General features: G+C 70.3%; 14 protein-coding genes. 3 read left to right on the top strand and 11 right to left on the bottom strand.

Annotation, left to right across the window (positions count from 1 at the left end; translation table 11 throughout):
* Positions 1–3: 3 nt before the first annotated feature.
* The gene (locus NJ4_RS20665) at positions 4–945 is read left to right on the top strand and encodes a helix-turn-helix transcriptional regulator (protein WP_067439785.1); all 942 of its coding nucleotides are present in this window, start codon (positions 4–6) and stop codon (positions 943–945) included.
* A 3-nt stretch (positions 946–948) separates the two neighbouring features.
* Here the strand turns inward: NJ4_RS20665 and NJ4_RS20660 are convergent, their stop codons facing one another.
* The 5 genes from NJ4_RS20660 to NJ4_RS20640 all read right to left on the bottom strand — a co-directional run bounded on the left by NJ4_RS20660 (position 949) and on the right by NJ4_RS20640 (position 7,239).
* Entirely contained in the window at positions 949–2,262 is a 1,314-nt protein-coding gene (locus tag NJ4_RS20660) for an MFS transporter (RefSeq protein ID WP_217996937.1), read from the bottom strand.
* 72 nt (positions 2,263–2,334) lie between these two features.
* Positions 2,335–3,318, bottom strand: a complete 984-nt coding sequence (locus tag NJ4_RS20655; protein WP_067439782.1) for a zinc-binding dehydrogenase — start codon at positions 3,316–3,318, stop codon at positions 2,335–2,337.
* A 63-nt stretch (positions 3,319–3,381) separates the two neighbouring features.
* On the bottom strand, positions 3,382–4,368 hold the full coding sequence (locus NJ4_RS20650; RefSeq protein ID WP_067439779.1) for a DUF2332 domain-containing protein: 987 nt from the start codon (positions 4,366–4,368) through the stop codon (positions 3,382–3,384).
* A 13-nt stretch (positions 4,369–4,381) separates the two neighbouring features.
* The gene (gene zwf, locus NJ4_RS20645) at positions 4,382–5,821 is read right to left on the bottom strand and encodes a glucose-6-phosphate dehydrogenase (RefSeq protein WP_067439776.1); all 1,440 of its coding nucleotides are present in this window, start codon (positions 5,819–5,821) and stop codon (positions 4,382–4,384) included.
* Positions 5,822–5,865: 44 nt separating this feature from the next.
* Positions 5,866–7,239, bottom strand: coding sequence for an NAD-dependent succinate-semialdehyde dehydrogenase (locus NJ4_RS20640; RefSeq protein WP_082748965.1), 1,374 nt, complete (start codon positions 7,237–7,239; stop codon positions 5,866–5,868).
* A gap of 108 nt (positions 7,240–7,347) precedes the next feature.
* Here NJ4_RS20640 and NJ4_RS20635 point away from each other — a divergent pair, with 108 nt between their 5' ends.
* On the top strand, positions 7,348–8,436 hold the full coding sequence (locus NJ4_RS20635; RefSeq protein WP_067439770.1) for an endonuclease/exonuclease/phosphatase family protein: 1,089 nt from the start codon (positions 7,348–7,350) through the stop codon (positions 8,434–8,436).
* Positions 8,437–8,610: 174 nt separating this feature from the next.
* On the opposite strand, the gene NJ4_RS20630 is transcribed toward NJ4_RS20635, so the two are convergent.
* From NJ4_RS20630 to NJ4_RS20620, 4 genes are all read right to left on the bottom strand, one after another.
* Entirely contained in the window at positions 8,611–8,931 is a 321-nt protein-coding gene (locus NJ4_RS20630; RefSeq protein WP_067439767.1) for an AzlD domain-containing protein, read from the bottom strand.
* Complete coding sequence (locus NJ4_RS20625) at positions 8,928–9,644, bottom strand: AzlC family ABC transporter permease (protein WP_067439762.1); 717 nt, start codon at positions 9,642–9,644, stop codon at positions 8,928–8,930. The genes NJ4_RS20630 and NJ4_RS20625 overlap by 4 nt, the downstream gene beginning before the upstream one ends.
* 74 nt (positions 9,645–9,718) lie before the next feature.
* Positions 9,719–9,853 (bottom strand): hypothetical protein, encoded by a 135-nt coding sequence (locus tag NJ4_RS26990; RefSeq protein ID WP_281178373.1) that lies wholly within the window; start codon positions 9,851–9,853, stop codon positions 9,719–9,721.
* A 183-nt stretch (positions 9,854–10,036) separates the two neighbouring features.
* A complete protein-coding gene (locus NJ4_RS20620) occupies positions 10,037–11,047 on the bottom strand; it encodes an SGNH/GDSL hydrolase family protein (RefSeq protein ID WP_067439758.1) in 1,011 nt (336 codons plus the stop codon).
* An 82-nt stretch (positions 11,048–11,129) separates the two neighbouring features.
* Between NJ4_RS20620 and NJ4_RS20615 the strand changes: the two genes are divergently transcribed.
* Positions 11,130–11,663 carry a 4'-phosphopantetheinyl transferase superfamily protein gene (locus NJ4_RS20615; protein ID WP_067439755.1) on the top strand — a complete coding sequence of 178 codons (534 nt, stop codon included), beginning with the start codon at positions 11,130–11,132 and terminating at the stop codon, positions 11,661–11,663.
* On the opposite strand, the gene NJ4_RS20610 is transcribed toward NJ4_RS20615, so the two are convergent.
* Together NJ4_RS20610 and NJ4_RS20605 are read right to left on the bottom strand one after the other, a co-directional pair.
* Positions 11,629–12,939: a M1 family metallopeptidase gene (locus tag NJ4_RS20610; RefSeq protein WP_067439752.1), complete on the bottom strand. Its 1,311-nt coding sequence runs from the start codon at positions 12,937–12,939 to the stop codon at positions 11,629–11,631. The two genes, NJ4_RS20615 and NJ4_RS20610, sit on opposite strands and share 35 nt — an antisense overlap.
* On the bottom strand, positions 12,936–14,367 hold a 1,432-nt coding region (locus NJ4_RS20605), incomplete at its 5' end, for a Pls/PosA family non-ribosomal peptide synthetase (protein ID WP_322787641.1). The genes NJ4_RS20605 and NJ4_RS20610, both read right to left, overlap by 4 nt.

The following is a 14,367-nucleotide window of genomic DNA, read 5'->3' as shown; positions in this document are numbered from 1 at the left end:
GGCATGGGGGTGCCTTTCACCTCGGGCGCTTCGATCCACGGCGCTCGCGAGATGTTGCGCAGGGGCCGGATCAGTGACGCCCTGGCGGCCTTCGAGGAGCTGCTCGACCCGGTGCACCCTGACCCGGCCGTGCTGGCCGGCATCGTCGAGTGCCGACTCGCCCGCGGCGAGCACGAGCAGGTCGCCCCACTCACCCACCAGCTGGCCCACGCGGTGCGCCGCGTGCCCGACGCGCATCCGGCTGCGGGGCTGGCCCACTGGGCGCTGGCCGGGATCGCCGAGCTCCAGGGCGATCACGAGGTCGCCGCCCACCACTTCCGCGCAGCCGGCGAGGTCGGACCCGACGACCCCGACGTCCTCCCCTGGCGGGCCGGGCTCGCGCTGGCACTGGTGCGGTTGGGGCAGGCCCCGGAAGCGGTGGAGCTGGCCCACGACCACCTCTACCGCGCCCGCTCCACGGGCTCGGCGCACGCCCGCGCCCAGGCACTGCGCACCGTGGCTGCGGTCGACGTGTCCAGTGCCCGCCGCGTCTTGCTGACCGAGGCGCTCGCGGAGCTCGAGGGCGACGAGGCCCCCAGGTTGCGCGCCCAGATCCTGACCGACCTGTCCGGCGTTCTCGTCCTGCTCCACGAGGATCGCGGCCCCCGGGTGATCGCGCTGCTGCGCGAGGCCGAGGCGATCGCCGGCCGGGCCAGCCTGCGGCCCCTGCTGGATCGGGTACGTCGTCTCCTGGAGCGCCTGGACCAGCCTCCGGGGATCGTCGTGCCGCCAGGCACGGAGAGCCTGACGCCGAGTCAGCTGCGCGTCGTCGAGCTGGCCGGCCAGGGCCTGACCAACCGGGAGATCGCCGCGCAGCTCGTGGTCACCGTGAAGGCCGTCGAGTGGCACCTGTCCAACGTCTACCGCAAGCTCGGCATCAAGGGCCGCGCCGAGCTGCCCGGCTGACACTCAGTTGAGAGGATTCGCGAGCTCGTCCTGTGGGAGGCGAGCCCAGATGACCGCGACCACGGCGACCACCATCGGCACCACACCGGCCACGTAGAACGTCTCCCGGACGCCGATCACCTGCGAGACCGGGCCGGCCAGCGCCATCGAGACGGGCATCAGCGAGATCGAGACGAAGAAGTCGAGCGACGAGACCCGGCCGAGCATGTGCGGCGGCACCCGGCGCTGCAGCAGCGTGCCCCAGATGACCATCGGCGCGGAGAACATGCCGCCCAGGAGCAGCCCGAGACCGACCAGCATCCACACGTGGTCGACCACGCCGAAGAGCACCATCGGCAGGCAGCCGACGCCCCACAGCAGGTTCATCACCGTCAGGTAGCGCCGCGGCATGGGCAGGGAGCCCATCACGAACGACCCGACCGCCCCACCGATACCGAACGCGGCCAGCACCAGGGCGTGGTCGCCGGCGTCGCCACCGAGCGTGTCCTTGATCAGGAACGGGACCAGCACCTCGAACGGTCCGATGAAGACCAGGATCATCAGGCTGGCGAAGACCAGCGTGGCCAGCAGCCACGGCGTGCGAACCATGTAACCGAACCCCTCGCCCATGTCGGTCAGCGCCGAGCGCACCGGGTGCACTGGTGCGTCGTCGGAGCGGTCGCGGTGCACGGGCGTGAGCGGCACGGCGAGCAGGGTGAGGATGCCGAGCCCGGCCGCGACGGCGGCCACCATGATCGCCCAGCCGGGTGAGGCCGCGCCGACCATGAAGCCGGACAGCGCCGGGCCGATGGCCTGGCCGATCATCGGCCGGACCGCCCCCTCGAAGCCGTTGACCGCGAGCAGGTCCTTCTCGGGCACCAGGGCCGGCAGCCAGGCGGAGTACGCCGGGTAGTAGAACGCGGTGGCACAGCCGTAGACGAAGTTGATGCCGATCAGGAGTGGAATTCCCGACAGGTCGGTCAGCGAGAGGAAGCCGACCAGGGCGATGGCGGAGAACTGCACGGCCGCGACGCCGAGCAGGATCACCTTCTGCGGGATGCGGTCGGCGACCACGCCGGCGAAGAGCACCGGCACCAGCATGCCGACGGCGTTGGCCCCGGCGACGAACGAGAGGTCGCCGGCCGAGCCGCCGAGGCGGATCACCTCCCACACCAGGGCGATCACCCAGACACCCCAGGCGAACAGCGTGAACACCAGCGCGATGGCGAGCTTGCGGTAGGCCGGCGTACGGAACGGGATCAGGGCGCGCGGCATCGGCCGCGAGGGCGGCGGGGGTTCCTCCAACGGCTCCTGGGCCGGTGGGTGGAGGTCAGTCACGAGGTGCTCCGATCGGGCTGCGGCCATTCTCGTCGGGCAGACCGACAAATGCACTTCGATTCATCGGCCGCTTCACTGGCGAGGCAGCAGGACGACCTTGCCGAGCGCTCGTCGCTGCTCGAGATCGGCGTGCGCCCGGGCGGCCTCGGCCAGCGGGTACGTCGACACGAGTGGCTTCCAGTCACCGGCCGCCAGCCGGTTCAACGCGCGCCCGGCCAGGCCCGGGATGCCACCCGGGAGCGCGGCCATGCGCGGTCCGAGGCTCCAGGAGACCGACAGGGCACGTTGCACGAGGTCCGCCGAGTCGAACTCGGTGGCCGCACCGGATGACCAGCCGAACATCACCATGCGGCCGCCCGGGCGCAAGAGCTCGAGGGACTGCCGGCCCACCTCGCCGCCGACGCCGTCGTAGACCAGGCTGATCGGGCCGGGACCGTCCTCCACTCGTTTGCGCCAGCCCGGTTCGCGGTAGTCGACGACGAGGTCGGGTTCGACCTCGTCCATGCGTTCCACCTTCTCCGGCCCGCCGGCCAACGCCACGACCCGGGCGCCGCTGCGTCGTGCGGCCTGGGCCAGCAGCCAGCCGAGCCCGCCGGCCGCGGACGGCACGAGGACCACGTCACCGACCATCGGCGGCTCGATCTCGAGGATGCCCTGCGCGGTTCGGCCGGTGCCGACCATGGCCACTGCGTCGGCCAGGTCGACCCCGTCGCGGACCCGGAACAGATTCGGGTTGTCGACCGCGGTGACCGCCTGGTCGGCGTACCCTCCCGGAACCATGCCGAGGTGGGCCACGACCCGGGCGCCCAGCCAGCTCTCGCTGACACCTCTGCCGACCCGGTCGACCACCCCGGCCACCTCACGGCCCGGGACGGTCGGGAGGTCGGGTCGCGGCATCGGGCCCGGCTCGCCGGCGCGCAGGCTGGTGTCGAGCAGGTGGACCCCGGCGGCCTCGACGGCGATGCGGATCTCACCGTCACCGGGGGTCAGGTCGGGCAGCTTCTCGAGCCGCAGGTTGTCGGCGGGGCCGAAGTCATGAAGTCTGATCGCTCTCATGGCTCCATGGTGAAACTTCAAGTCAACTTGAAGTCAAGGCAACGGGGATCCACGGTCCGAACGTCAAGGATGCGTGTGGTGCCAGCGCAGGGTCGCGCCGTGACCGTGGGTGAGGGCGACCGAGTCTCCGTCGATGCCGAGCACGAAGCCGGGCTTCGTCGGCGCAGGTCCGGTGGCGGTCACCTCGGGCAGCACGTTCGGGGCCTCGTTGCTGACCCAGTGGCAGCGCCCCTCGGCCACGAGACCGGCCATCAGCTGGGCGAACCGCCGGCGGTCGGGCTCCTCGAGGTAGGCGATCACCGCGGAGTGGAAGACCACGGTCACCGCGTCGTCCGGTGCCGCGCCGAGGAGTCCCGGCAGCTCGTCGAAGAGGTCGCCACGGGTCAGCCTGGGCGGATCCTGCCTGGCCACCTCGATCGCCGTCGCGAGGCGGGTACGACGCTCGTCCTGCTCGGGCCAGACCAAGTTCTTCAGCCAGGCCATCTCGTCGGCGTCGGTCACGTCGAGCGGGTTCAGGTCGACGCCGGCCCGCGAGACGACCTCAGGCATCCGCTCCGGGAACGGGACCGGTCCGGAGACCCGGCAGGTCAGCACCGGCCCCTCACCCACGTGGTGCGTCACCGCCGGATCGTCGTACTGCACCCACTCGTGGCGGTAGGCGTCCGGGTGGAGGCACAGGCCCGCGGAGGCGCCGACCTCGATCAGGTGCAGCCGTTCGCCGAGCAAGGCGAACGCCGGCAGCAGGGTGGCCAGCCGACCGACCTCGTTGGTCTGCGTGGAACGGGCCAGGGCCGTGGCGCGCACCTCGTCCCACCGCTCGAGCAGCGTGGCCCGGAGACCGGCGTACGGCCCGGGCGCCGGGGCGCCGTGCCAGCGGGCGGCCGCGAAGACCAGGTTCGGCTGCTGCTTGACCGGAGGCAGCGTGCGGATCAGGTCCTGCGCCTCCGGGTCGTCGGCCACGCCACGAGACCACTCCACGAAGCACGGAGAGTCGGCCGCCTCCTCGGCGAACGTGGTGTACGACGCCACGACCTCGGCGTACGGCTCCATCAGCGCAGTGGCATCAGTTGTCGCGCCACTTGCGTTCGAAGGGCAGGCGCCAGGCGAACGGAGCGATCAGCTGGTGGATCTGGTTCGGACCCCACGAACCCTGGGGGTAGCTGCGGACCGGGGGCATGTGCTCGAGCAGCGGCTCGGAGATCTCCCACAGCCGCTCGACGCCCTCGGCCGTGGTGAACAAGGTGCGGTTGCCCTTGACCGCCTCGAGGATCAGCCGCTCGTAGGCCTCGAGGATCGAGCCGGCCCAGCCGGTGTCCTCCATGGCGAACTGCATCGACAGCTTGTTCAGGCCGAACCCGGGCCCGGGACGCTTGCCGTAGAACGACAGCGACATCTTCGCGGTGTCGGCCAGGTCGAAGGTGAGGTGGTCGGGGCCGTGGTCGCCGATGCCGGAGCCCTCGGGAAACATCGACTTGGGTGGCTCCTTGAACGCGATCGAGATGATCCGCGATCCCTCGGCGAGCTTCTTGCCGGTGCGGAGATAGAACGGCACGTCGGCCCAGCGCCAGTTGTCGACGAAGCACTTCAGCGCGATGAACGTCTCGGTGTCCGACTGCGGGTCGACACCCTCCTCGGCCCGGTAGCCGTCGTACTGCCCGCGGACCACGTCGTGCGGGTCCAACGGGAGCATCGAGCGGAAGACCTTGTGCTTCTCCTCGCTGATCGAGATCGGATCGAGCGCCGTGGGTGGCTCCATCGCGATGAAGGCCAGCACCTGGAAGAGGTGCGTCACGACCATGTCACGGTAGGCACCGGTGCCCTCGTAGAACCCGGCGCGACCCTCGACGCCGAGCGTCTCGGGGATGTCGATCTGGATGTGGTCGATGTGGTTGCGGTGCCAGATCGGCTCGAACAACCCGTTGGCGAACCGCATCGCCAAGATGTTGAGCGCCGGCTCCTTGCCCAGGAAGTGGTCGATGCGGAAGATCTGCTCTTCCTTGAACACCTTGTGGATCGAGTCGTTGAGCGACTTCGCCGAGGCCAGGTCGGTGCCGAACGGCTTCTCCATCACGATGCGGCTGTTCTTGACCAGCCCCGCCTCGTCGAGCGTGCCCACCACACTGAGCGCGGCCTTCGGTGGCACGGAGAGATAGTGCAGCCGGGCCTGCGGCTTGTCGCAGTCGGCCTCGGCCTCGGCGATGCCCGCCTTGAGATTGTCGACCCCGTCGTCGGCCCAGAAGAGACGCTTGGCGAACTCCTCGAACTCGTCCTTGTCCTGCTCGTCGTCACTGAACTCACCGATCGCCTCGCGGGCGAAGTCGACGAACGACTCACGAGTGTGCTCGTCGAGCGAGGTGCCGACCACCTGCATCTCGGGGAGCAGCCCGGAACGCCAGAGGTGCAGCATGCCCGGCAGCAGCTTGCGCCGGGCGAGGTCACCGGTGGCGCCGAAGAGGACGATCGTGGTGGGGGGACCCGGCGTTCCCTGAGGGTTGTCAGCCATGACCCCCAGCCTGCCACGCCGGGCCACGGCGCGTCAGCGAGGAGTCAGTGCGCGATGCCGACGTAGGTGGTGTCCAGATACTCCTCGATGCCTTCGAAGCCGCCCTCACGACCGAAGCCGCTGGCCTTCACGCCGCCGAACGGGGCCGCCGGGTTGGAGACCAGCCCGGTGTTGACCCCGACCATGCCGAAGGCCAGCGACTCCACGATGCGCAGGGTGCGGTCCAGGTCACGGGTGTAGACGTAGGACGAGAGCCCGTACTCGGTGTCGTTGGCCATCGCGACCGCGACCTCCTCGGTCTCGAAGACGGTGACCGGGGCGACCGGACCGAAGATCTCCTCGGTGTTCAGCCGGGCACCGGCCGGCACGTCGCCCAGCACGGTCGGCGGGTAGAAGTTGCCGTCGGGCTCGCCCCCGGTGAGCACGCGGGCGCCCTGCGCCACGGCGTCGTCGACCAGCTCCTTGACACCCGCCACCGCGTCGGCGTCGATCAGCGGGCCGACCTCGACGCCGTCGTCCTGGCCCCGACCGACCTTCAGGGCGGCCATCCGATCGGCCAGCTTCCGGGTGAACTCCTCGGCCACGCCCGACTGCACCAGGAACCGGTTGGCCGACGTACAGGCTTCACCCATGTTGCGCATCTTGGCCACCATCGCGCCGTCGACCGCGGCGTCGACGTCGGCGTCGTCGAAGACCAGGAACGGCGCATTGCCGCCGAGCTCCATGGACACCCGTTGGAGGTTCTCCGCCGACTGGGCGACCAGGCCCTTGCCGACCGCGGTGGATCCGGTGAACGAGACCTTGCGCAGGCGCTGGTCGCCCATCAGGGCTGCGGTGACCTCCTTGGACGACTTCGTGGTGAGCACCTGCAGGACGCCGTCGGGCAGGCCGGCCTCGGCGAACACCTCGGCCAGCTTGACCATGGTCAGCGGTGTCGCGGAGGCGGGCTTGACGATCATCGTGCAGCCGGCCGCGATCGCGGGACCGATCTTGCGGGTGCCCATCGCGAGCGGGAAGTTCCACGGCGTCACGAACAGGCACGGGCCGACCGGCTTCTTGACGGTCAGCAGACGGGAGCCACCGGCGGGCGCGGCCAGCCAGCTGCCGCGGATGCGGACCGCCTCCTCGCTGAACCAGCGCAGGAACTCGGCGCCGTAGGCGACCTCACCCTTGCCCTCGGCCAGTGGCTTGCCCATCTCGAGGCTGATCGTGCGGGCGAACTCGTCGGCCCGCTCGGTGAGCAGCTCGAACGCGCGCCGCAGGATCTCGCCGCGGTCGCGGGGCGGGGTCGCCGCCCAGTCCGGCTGCACGGCGACGGCCCGGTCGAGGGCGGCCCGGGCATCGTCGACGCTGGCGTCGGGCACCTGGTCGATCACGGATCCGTCGGCAGGGTCAAGGACATCGAAGACATCGCTCATGCGGTCCACAGTAGGCCGTGACGCTCAACCGGCGGTGTGACGACGGACGCCTCCGCGGTGCAAGACGCGGGTTCGGCCCCGAGGTCCGATCCCGGGTAACCTTCTGCGGTGCGCAAACCTCCCGAGCTCCTCGTGATGCTGGCGCCTGCCGCGCTGGTCACCGTGCTCGTGGTGACCTTCGGCTTCGTGCTCGGCGGCAAGGACGACTCCCAGCAGACCAGCGCGGAGCCGACGTCGACCACCTCGTCCTCGGCTCCGGCGACGCCTTCGACGTCGCCCTCGCCCACCGGCACGCAGGGGAAGCCCGAAGGCTCGGGCACCCGCAAGAAGCTGGTCGGGCCCACCGTCACGATCAAGCGGAAGCCCAAGCCGAAGTACGACGTACGCCCCTCGTTCAGCTTCACGATCGCGTCGTTCAACCTGCTCGGGGCCAGTCACACCGCCACGGGTGGCGACCGGAAGGGCATGGCCGGCAGCGCCATGCGCACCTCGCTCTCGGTGAACGCGCTGCGCAACAACGGGGTCGACCTGGTCGGCTTCCAGGAGTTCCAGGCACCGCAGATGGGTGCCTTCCTGGCCCAGGCCGGCGGCACCTACGACGTCTACCCGTCCGCCGGTTCCGGCGTACAGCTGCACGCGAACGCGGTGGCCTGGCGCAAGGACACGTTCCGTCTGGTCGAGGCACGGACGTTCGGCATCCCCTACTTCTTCGGACAGACCCGGCAGATGCCCGTGGTCCAGCTCGAGCACATCGCCACCGGTCAGAAGGTGTGGCTGATGAACGTGCACAACCCGGCCAACGCCCACGGCAACGCGGCCAAGTGGCGGGGCGCGGCCACCCAGATCGAGATCAACCTCGCCAACCAGCTCGCCGCCGACCACCCCGGCGAGGCGATCTTCTTCACCGGCGACCTCAACGACTGGGAGGGCGTCTTCTGCCGGGTCACCACCAGCACCGCGCTGAAGGCGGCCAACGGTGGCAGCACCGGCAGCTCGTGCGCCCCTCCGCCGCGTCCGCTCGCCGTGGACTGGGTCTTCGGCTCCGACGACGTGGCGTTCAGCAGCTACCGCGCGCTGCGCACTCCTGAGATCCAGCGTGCCACCGACCACCCCCTGGTCGCGGCCGAGGTGACGGTGCCCGAGCGCAAGGAGCGCATCGTCTACAAGAACGGCACACGCGTCTCCACCGACGACTGACCTCGTTCGCCCTCAGCCCGAATCCACCGATCGACGGCGTCGCGAGCGTCACCAGACGGGTGGGCCGGCAAGGCGGAGTGCCGAACGCGGGCCGGAGGCCCGTCGAGTGCGCGACAACGCCGCCGGGGCGCCGGATGGGGGCGCGCAGCAGCCGAGAGATCGGTGGATTCGGGCTCAGAGGCCGAGCAGGCGCAGCACGGCGGTCGTCCCCGCTGCGGCCACCACGATCACCACGAACGGCGACCGCCGCCAGGCCAGGAGTACGGCGACCGCCACTCCCGCCGCGCGAGCCCACCCGGCCGGAGAGGATCCGTCGAAGACCGCGGACGTGGCGGCCAGGGCGACCAGCAGCACCGTCGCCGACATCGACATCAGCGCCTGCATCGACGTGCTGACCACGACCCGGGTGTGCAGCATCGGACCGGCGGCACGGAAGGCGAACGTGCCGACGCCGAGCAGCACGGCAGACACGATCAGCACCGGAGCCGAGATCACGAGCGATCACCGGCTTCCTCGCCCGGAGTGGGGAAGTCGTCGCGGCGCAGCACGGGCAGCAGCACCAGAGCGGCCAGGGCAAGGAGCACCGCCGTCCCGGCCGGAAGGAACGGGGTGGCCGCCACCGCCACGGCGGCACCGACCAGCGCCACGGTGCGGGTCCGGGAGTCACGAAGGGCAGGCGTCACCAGGGCCACCAGCACGGCCGGGAAGGCCGCATCGAGACCGAAGACGTCGGTGTCGGTGACCGCATTGCCGAGCAGGCCCCCGAGCAGGGAGCCGATGTTCCAGAAGATCCACAGGCACGCACCGCACGTGAAGAACACGAGGCGCCGTCGCTCCGGATCCTTCTCGGCCAGGGCGAACGCGACGACCTCGTCGATCATCAGGTAGGACCCCAGGAGTGGCCGCTCCTTGACGGTGCCGGCGAGAGCGAAGCCGAACGGCAGGTGACGGGCGTTGACCAGGAGCCCGGCCAGGACTGCGGCGACCGCGCTGCCACCGGCGCCGATGATGCCCGTGAAGAGGAACTGGCTGGCACCACCGAGCACGACGATCGACATCAGGTTGGGCGCCCACAGTGGCAGGCCGTCACCCACGGTGATGGCGCCGTAGGAGACGCCGACGATGCCGACGGCGAGGTTCACCAACAAGATGTCGCGCAGCGTGCCCGGCCCGAGTCGCTCGGAGAGGTCACGCCACGCAGCACGCATGGGCAATGCTTACCGGAAAGCAAGAACCGGCCCGCCACTGGGTGGCGGGCCGGTTCTCGGTGTGGTCTTCGTCGTCAGGCCGCGTGCACGGTGGCGGCCGGCGAGTGCGTGGTGACGCTCCAGCGTGCCTCCAGGTGCGTGCGACCCGTCGCGTCCTTGACCTCGATCCACGTCATCGCGGGACGGTCGTTCTGGTTCTGGCTGCGCATGGGACACCTCCTGTTCACTTTCTGTTCACCTTGAGTATTGCACGCTTTTCTCCATGTGGCACGTTCTTCCACCGACGAGGACGGAACTCTTCCTCCACTGAGGGGGTGATCGAGGCGCTCTGGGGCGATTTTTGCCCCACATCGGCCGTGCGGGCGCAGACGAGCGCAGGATCGGGGCGCGTCTCAGCGGTGAGCGTGCCGTGCCACCCATCGATCGATGTCGATGCCGGCCCTGCGCGCCGCCGCACGCGCACGCGGACTGTCGAGGTCGGGCAGTCGGAACACCTCGGGCTCGATCGTGGAGTCGGCCGCGGCGTACGCACGTTGCCGTTCGGCCAGCTCGTCGGCGCTCCCGGCCGCAGCTGCCAGGGTGGCGGCGTCGACCTTCAGGGACGCGCCGGTGAGCAGCGGGCTCACGACGGGCGCGTAGCCGCTGGCGTGCCCTGCCTTGTTCGGGTGGTAGGACTCCGAGATCGGGTTCGACAGCCCGTTGAGGTATTCGGGGTCGTCGCAGACCGCGTGGCCGATGAACCTGCTCGTCGGGTTGGCGAAGCTGAAGCCCTTGGCACTGGCCTGCGTGGCGGTGCGACTGTTGAGCAGGTCGGCGGTGGCGTTGAGCCGGGTCTCCTCGGCCGGGCTGAACCAGGTCAGCGCGTTGCAGTCCTCGCCGTTGAAGATGCGCGGGTAGCCGACCACGACCACCTTGGCGGTGGGTGACTTCGCCCGGATCGAGGCATAGAGCGTGGACAGCTTCGCGGGCAGGGTGTTGTTGATGTAGGCCTGGGCGCCGTCGATGGCACCGTTGCAGTCGCTCATCCAGCCCGGCATGGCGCACTCGGTCAGCACGTCGGCGAAGCCGGCGTCGTTGCCACCAATGGAGATCGAGACGTATTTCGTGGTCGTGGTCAGCGCGCTCAGCTGGTTGTTGGTCACGTCGGGGATCTTCGCCCCCGAGCAGGCCCGGAGGTTCAGCGAGTAGCCGCGCGCTGCCGCGATCAACGAGGCATAGGCGTACGTCGAACGCTGGCACGAGGTGCCGTCGTCGACGTAGCTGCGGGTGCCGGTGCCCGAGGCGTAGGAGTCACCGAGGGCGACGTACGACGGACCGGCGGCGTGGGCCGCGGGAGCGGCGACCAACGTGGCGGTGAGGAACGTGACTGCCGCGGCAGTCGCGCCCGAGATCTTCCACTTCATGCAAACGACTCCTTTGTCGGTCCCCACATGTGGCCCCCGTCACATTAGGGCCAAGGGTGGCGCCGCGAATAGGGTTCACGCCATGAGTTCTTCCGGTGACCTCCCGGACGACGCGGTCGCCGACATCGCCTGGCACTCACGCACACGTGACGCTGATGCTGCGCTGACCGAGCACGTGGCCGGGCTCCTCGCAGTCGAGGCCGGCGGCATCCGGGTGGGTCGGCTGTGTCCGCGCTGCGGGTCCGACGCCCACGGGCGCCCGTGGGCCAGTGGCGCACGGGTGAGCCTCTCGCGGGCCGGCGACCACCTGGTCACCGCAGTCGCGACCGGCCCGGTCGGAGTCGACGTCGAGGTGGTCGCCGACGTCGAGTCGCGCTGGGAGCCGGCGCTGGTCCTGCATCCGGACGACCCCGTCGACGTCGAGCCCGCCTGGGCCTGGACCGCCAAGGAGGCGGTCCTGAAGGCACGTGGCACCGGCCTCGCCGTCCCGATGACGTCGGTGCGACTGGCCGATCACGACGTCCGCGAGATCCCGGCACCGATCGGCCTCGCGGCCGCGGTCGTCGTACTCGTGCCGGGGCTCAGAGCCGGGGCAGGTCCGGCAGCCCGACGTTGAACAGCCAGGCATCGAAGAGCTCGGTGAGATCTCGCCCGGCGACCGAGGCGGCGTGCTCGATGAACTGCTCGGTGGTCACGTTGCCGCCACGGTGGGCCTCGACCCAGCTGCGCAGGGTCTCGAAGAACGTCTCGTCGCCGACCTCGGCCCGCAGCGCGTGCAGCGTCAGCGCACCACGCTTGTAGACCCGGTCGTCGAACATCAGCTCCGCGCCGGGGTCGCCGAGCAGCAGGTCGGGCCCGTCGTCCTCAGCGACCTTGCGGTGGTGATGGGCAGCGCGATCGTCGGCCGACTTCTCGCCACTCTCCTCCGACCACAGCCACTCCGCGTAGCAGGCGAAGCCCTCGTGCAGCCAGATGTCCTTCCACTTCGTCAACGTCACCGCGTTGCCGAACCACTGGTGCGAGAGCTCGTGCGCGACCAGTCGCACGGCGTCCCAGTCCTCGCTGATGAAGTTGCGGCCGAACGTCGACAACCCCTGTGACTCCAAGGGAATCTCGAGATCGTCGTCGGTGATCACCGCGGTGTAGGACGCGAACGGGTAGTCGCCGAACAGCTTCACGAAGAAGGCCAGCATCTCCGGCTGCCGGCCGAACCCGGCGGCGAACGCGTCCTCGTCGCGGTCGGTCGGCCCGATCACCCGCAGGGGTACGTCGGCCTCGAGCTCGACCATCTCGTAGCGCCCGATCTGCACGGTGGCGAGGTAGGTCGGCATCGGCGACTGCTGCTCGTAGAGCCAGGTGGTCGCGCTGCCGCTGCGCTTGCTCGAGACCAGCTCGCCCGAGACCGCCACGTAGTAGTCCGACGGCGCCGAGACCGCGATCGAGTAGGTCGCCTTGTTGTCGGGTCGGTCGTTGCACGGGAACCAGGAGGGTGCACCGTGCGGCTGCGCTGCGACGATCGCGCCGTCGGCCAGCTCCTCCCACCCGGACGTGCCGAGCACTCTCGAGGGCACCGGCTTCGGGCTGCCGGCGTACTTCACCCGCAGGTCGAAGGTCTCGCCAGAGGGGATCGTGCCGCAGAGCTTCACATGGATCCGCTGGTTGCGGTGGGTGAAGGAGACCGTCCTGCCGTCCAGGAAGACCTTCGCCGGTCGCAGCGCGTGCAGGTCGAGCTCGAGGAACTCGAGGTTCGCCCGCGCCCGGCAGCGCAGGGTGGCGTCGCCGTCGATCCGGTTGCCGATCAGCTTGTAGCCGAGCGCCAGCCCGTAGTGCTCCACGTCGTACGACGCGTCACCGTGCCCGGGAACATAACTGTCGGTGCCGCCTCGCCTCACGCGTCCTCTTCCTCCCAGGGGCCGATCGGGTTCCCGATCCAGCGCGTCCGCGAGGGTACGCCCTCGCCGCGCATCACCAGCGACACGGGGCCGACGGTCGCGTGCCGACCGATCGACGCGGCCGGCAGGATCACGCTGTTCGGGCCGAGCGTGGCCCCGGCCTTGAGCACCACGGTGTCCATGCTGAGAACCCGGTCGTGGAAGAGGTGGGTCTGGACGACGCACCCGCGGTTGACCGTCGCCCCGGCCTCGAGGCGGACCAGGTCGGTCTCGGGCAGCCAGTAGGACTCGCACCAGGCGCCGGGCCCGATCTGGGTGCCGAGCGTGCGCAGCCACACGTTCAACGCGACGGTGCCGGAGGTCACCCGGGCGAACCACGGCGCGGCCAGCACCTCGGTGAAGGTGTCGGCCAGCTCGTTGCGCCACACGAACGAGGTCCACAGCGCGTGCTCGCCCCGCTTGTGACGTCCGACGATGACCCACTTGGCAGCGGTCGTCAGGGCTGCTGCGACCAGGCTGCCGGCGGCCATGACGAACCCGCCGAGCACCAGTGCGAGCAGGTAGCCGCCCGCATCGAGGATCCAGAACAGCGCGGCGCCGACGCCGAGCTGGAGCAGCACGCCGAGGAACATCGGCACCACGCGGCCGGTCTCGACCAGCCCCCGCAGCACGTGCAGGCGGGTGGGCGGGTCGTAGGTACGACTGCTGTCCCGCTCCCCCGTCGTACGACGCAGCTTGCGCGGCGGGCTGCCCATCCACGACGAGCCGGCCTTGGCCACACCGCGGCCCGGAGCCGCGGAGAGCACCGCGACCAGCGACTGCTTGGGCACCTTGCGACCAGGCGCGAGCATGCCGGAGTTGCCGACGAACGCCCGCTTGCCGACCTTGACCCGCTCGACCCGCATCCAGCCCCCGCCCAGCTCGTAGGAGCCGATCAGGGTGTCGTCGGCCAGGAAGGCGTGGTCGTTGACGTGCACCAGGCTGGGGATCAGCAGCACCGTCGAGGCCTCGACACCGCGGCCGATGCGGGCGCCGAGCAGGCGCAGCCAGATCGGGGTGATCGCGCTGGAGTAGACAGGGAACAGCCAGTCGCGGGCCTCGTCGAGCAGCCGCACGGTGCCCCAGATCGAGACCCCCGCCCACGAACGCACCGGGTGCGGGCCCGGGGTGACGGCCAGCGCGAAGAGCCGGGTCAGGCCCACCACGAGAACCATCAGGACGGCGTACGCCGTGAACGCGGCGAGCGGCAGCCAGGGCAGGGCAGCCACCACCGCCTCACCGAGGCTGTCGGTGCCGTCCAGCGCGGGCAGCAGCACCAGCAGCCCGGCGGCGATCGACAGGGCCGGCAGCACGGCGACCAGCCAGGCGACCGCACCGTAGACACCGACCCACCGGGACGAGCGTGGCGGTGCGGTGTCGGACCACGGG

It is taken from the genome of Nocardioides jensenii JCM 1364 = NBRC 14755, assembly GCF_001552535.1.
In the GTDB taxonomy this organism is placed as follows: Bacteria; Actinomycetota; Actinomycetes; order Propionibacteriales; family Nocardioidaceae; genus Nocardioides; species Nocardioides jensenii.
This window is presented reverse-complemented; position numbering and strand designations above follow the sequence as displayed.

What these genes read in the sequence shown, in the direction of transcription:
- NJ4_RS20665 (WP_067439785.1), top strand. Translation starts at nt 4, where the DNA reads ATGGGGGTGCCTTTCACCTCGGGCGCTTCGATCCACGGCGCTCGCGAG.
- NJ4_RS20655 (WP_067439782.1), bottom strand. Translation starts at nt 3,318, where the DNA reads ATGAGAGCGATCAGACTTCATGACTTCGGCCCCGCCGACAACCTGCGG.
- NJ4_RS20650 (WP_067439779.1), bottom strand. Translation starts at nt 4,368, where the DNA reads ATGGAGCCGTACGCCGAGGTCGTGGCGTCGTACACCACGTTCGCCGAG.
- zwf (WP_067439776.1), bottom strand. Translation starts at nt 5,821, where the DNA reads ATGGCTGACAACCCTCAGGGAACGCCGGGTCCCCCCACCACGATCGTC.
- NJ4_RS20640 (WP_082748965.1), bottom strand. Translation starts at nt 7,239, where the DNA reads ATGAGCGATGTCTTCGATGTCCTTGACCCTGCCGACGGATCCGTGATC.
- NJ4_RS20625 (WP_067439762.1), bottom strand. Translation starts at nt 9,644, where the DNA reads ATGCGTGCTGCGTGGCGTGACCTCTCCGAGCGACTCGGGCCGGGCACG.
- NJ4_RS26990 (WP_281178373.1), bottom strand. Translation starts at nt 9,853, where the DNA reads ATGCGCAGCCAGAACCAGAACGACCGTCCCGCGATGACGTGGATCGAG.
- NJ4_RS20620 (WP_067439758.1), bottom strand. Translation starts at nt 11,047, where the DNA reads ATGAAGTGGAAGATCTCGGGCGCGACTGCCGCGGCAGTCACGTTCCTC.
- NJ4_RS20615 (WP_067439755.1), top strand. Translation starts at nt 11,130, where the DNA reads ATGAGTTCTTCCGGTGACCTCCCGGACGACGCGGTCGCCGACATCGCC.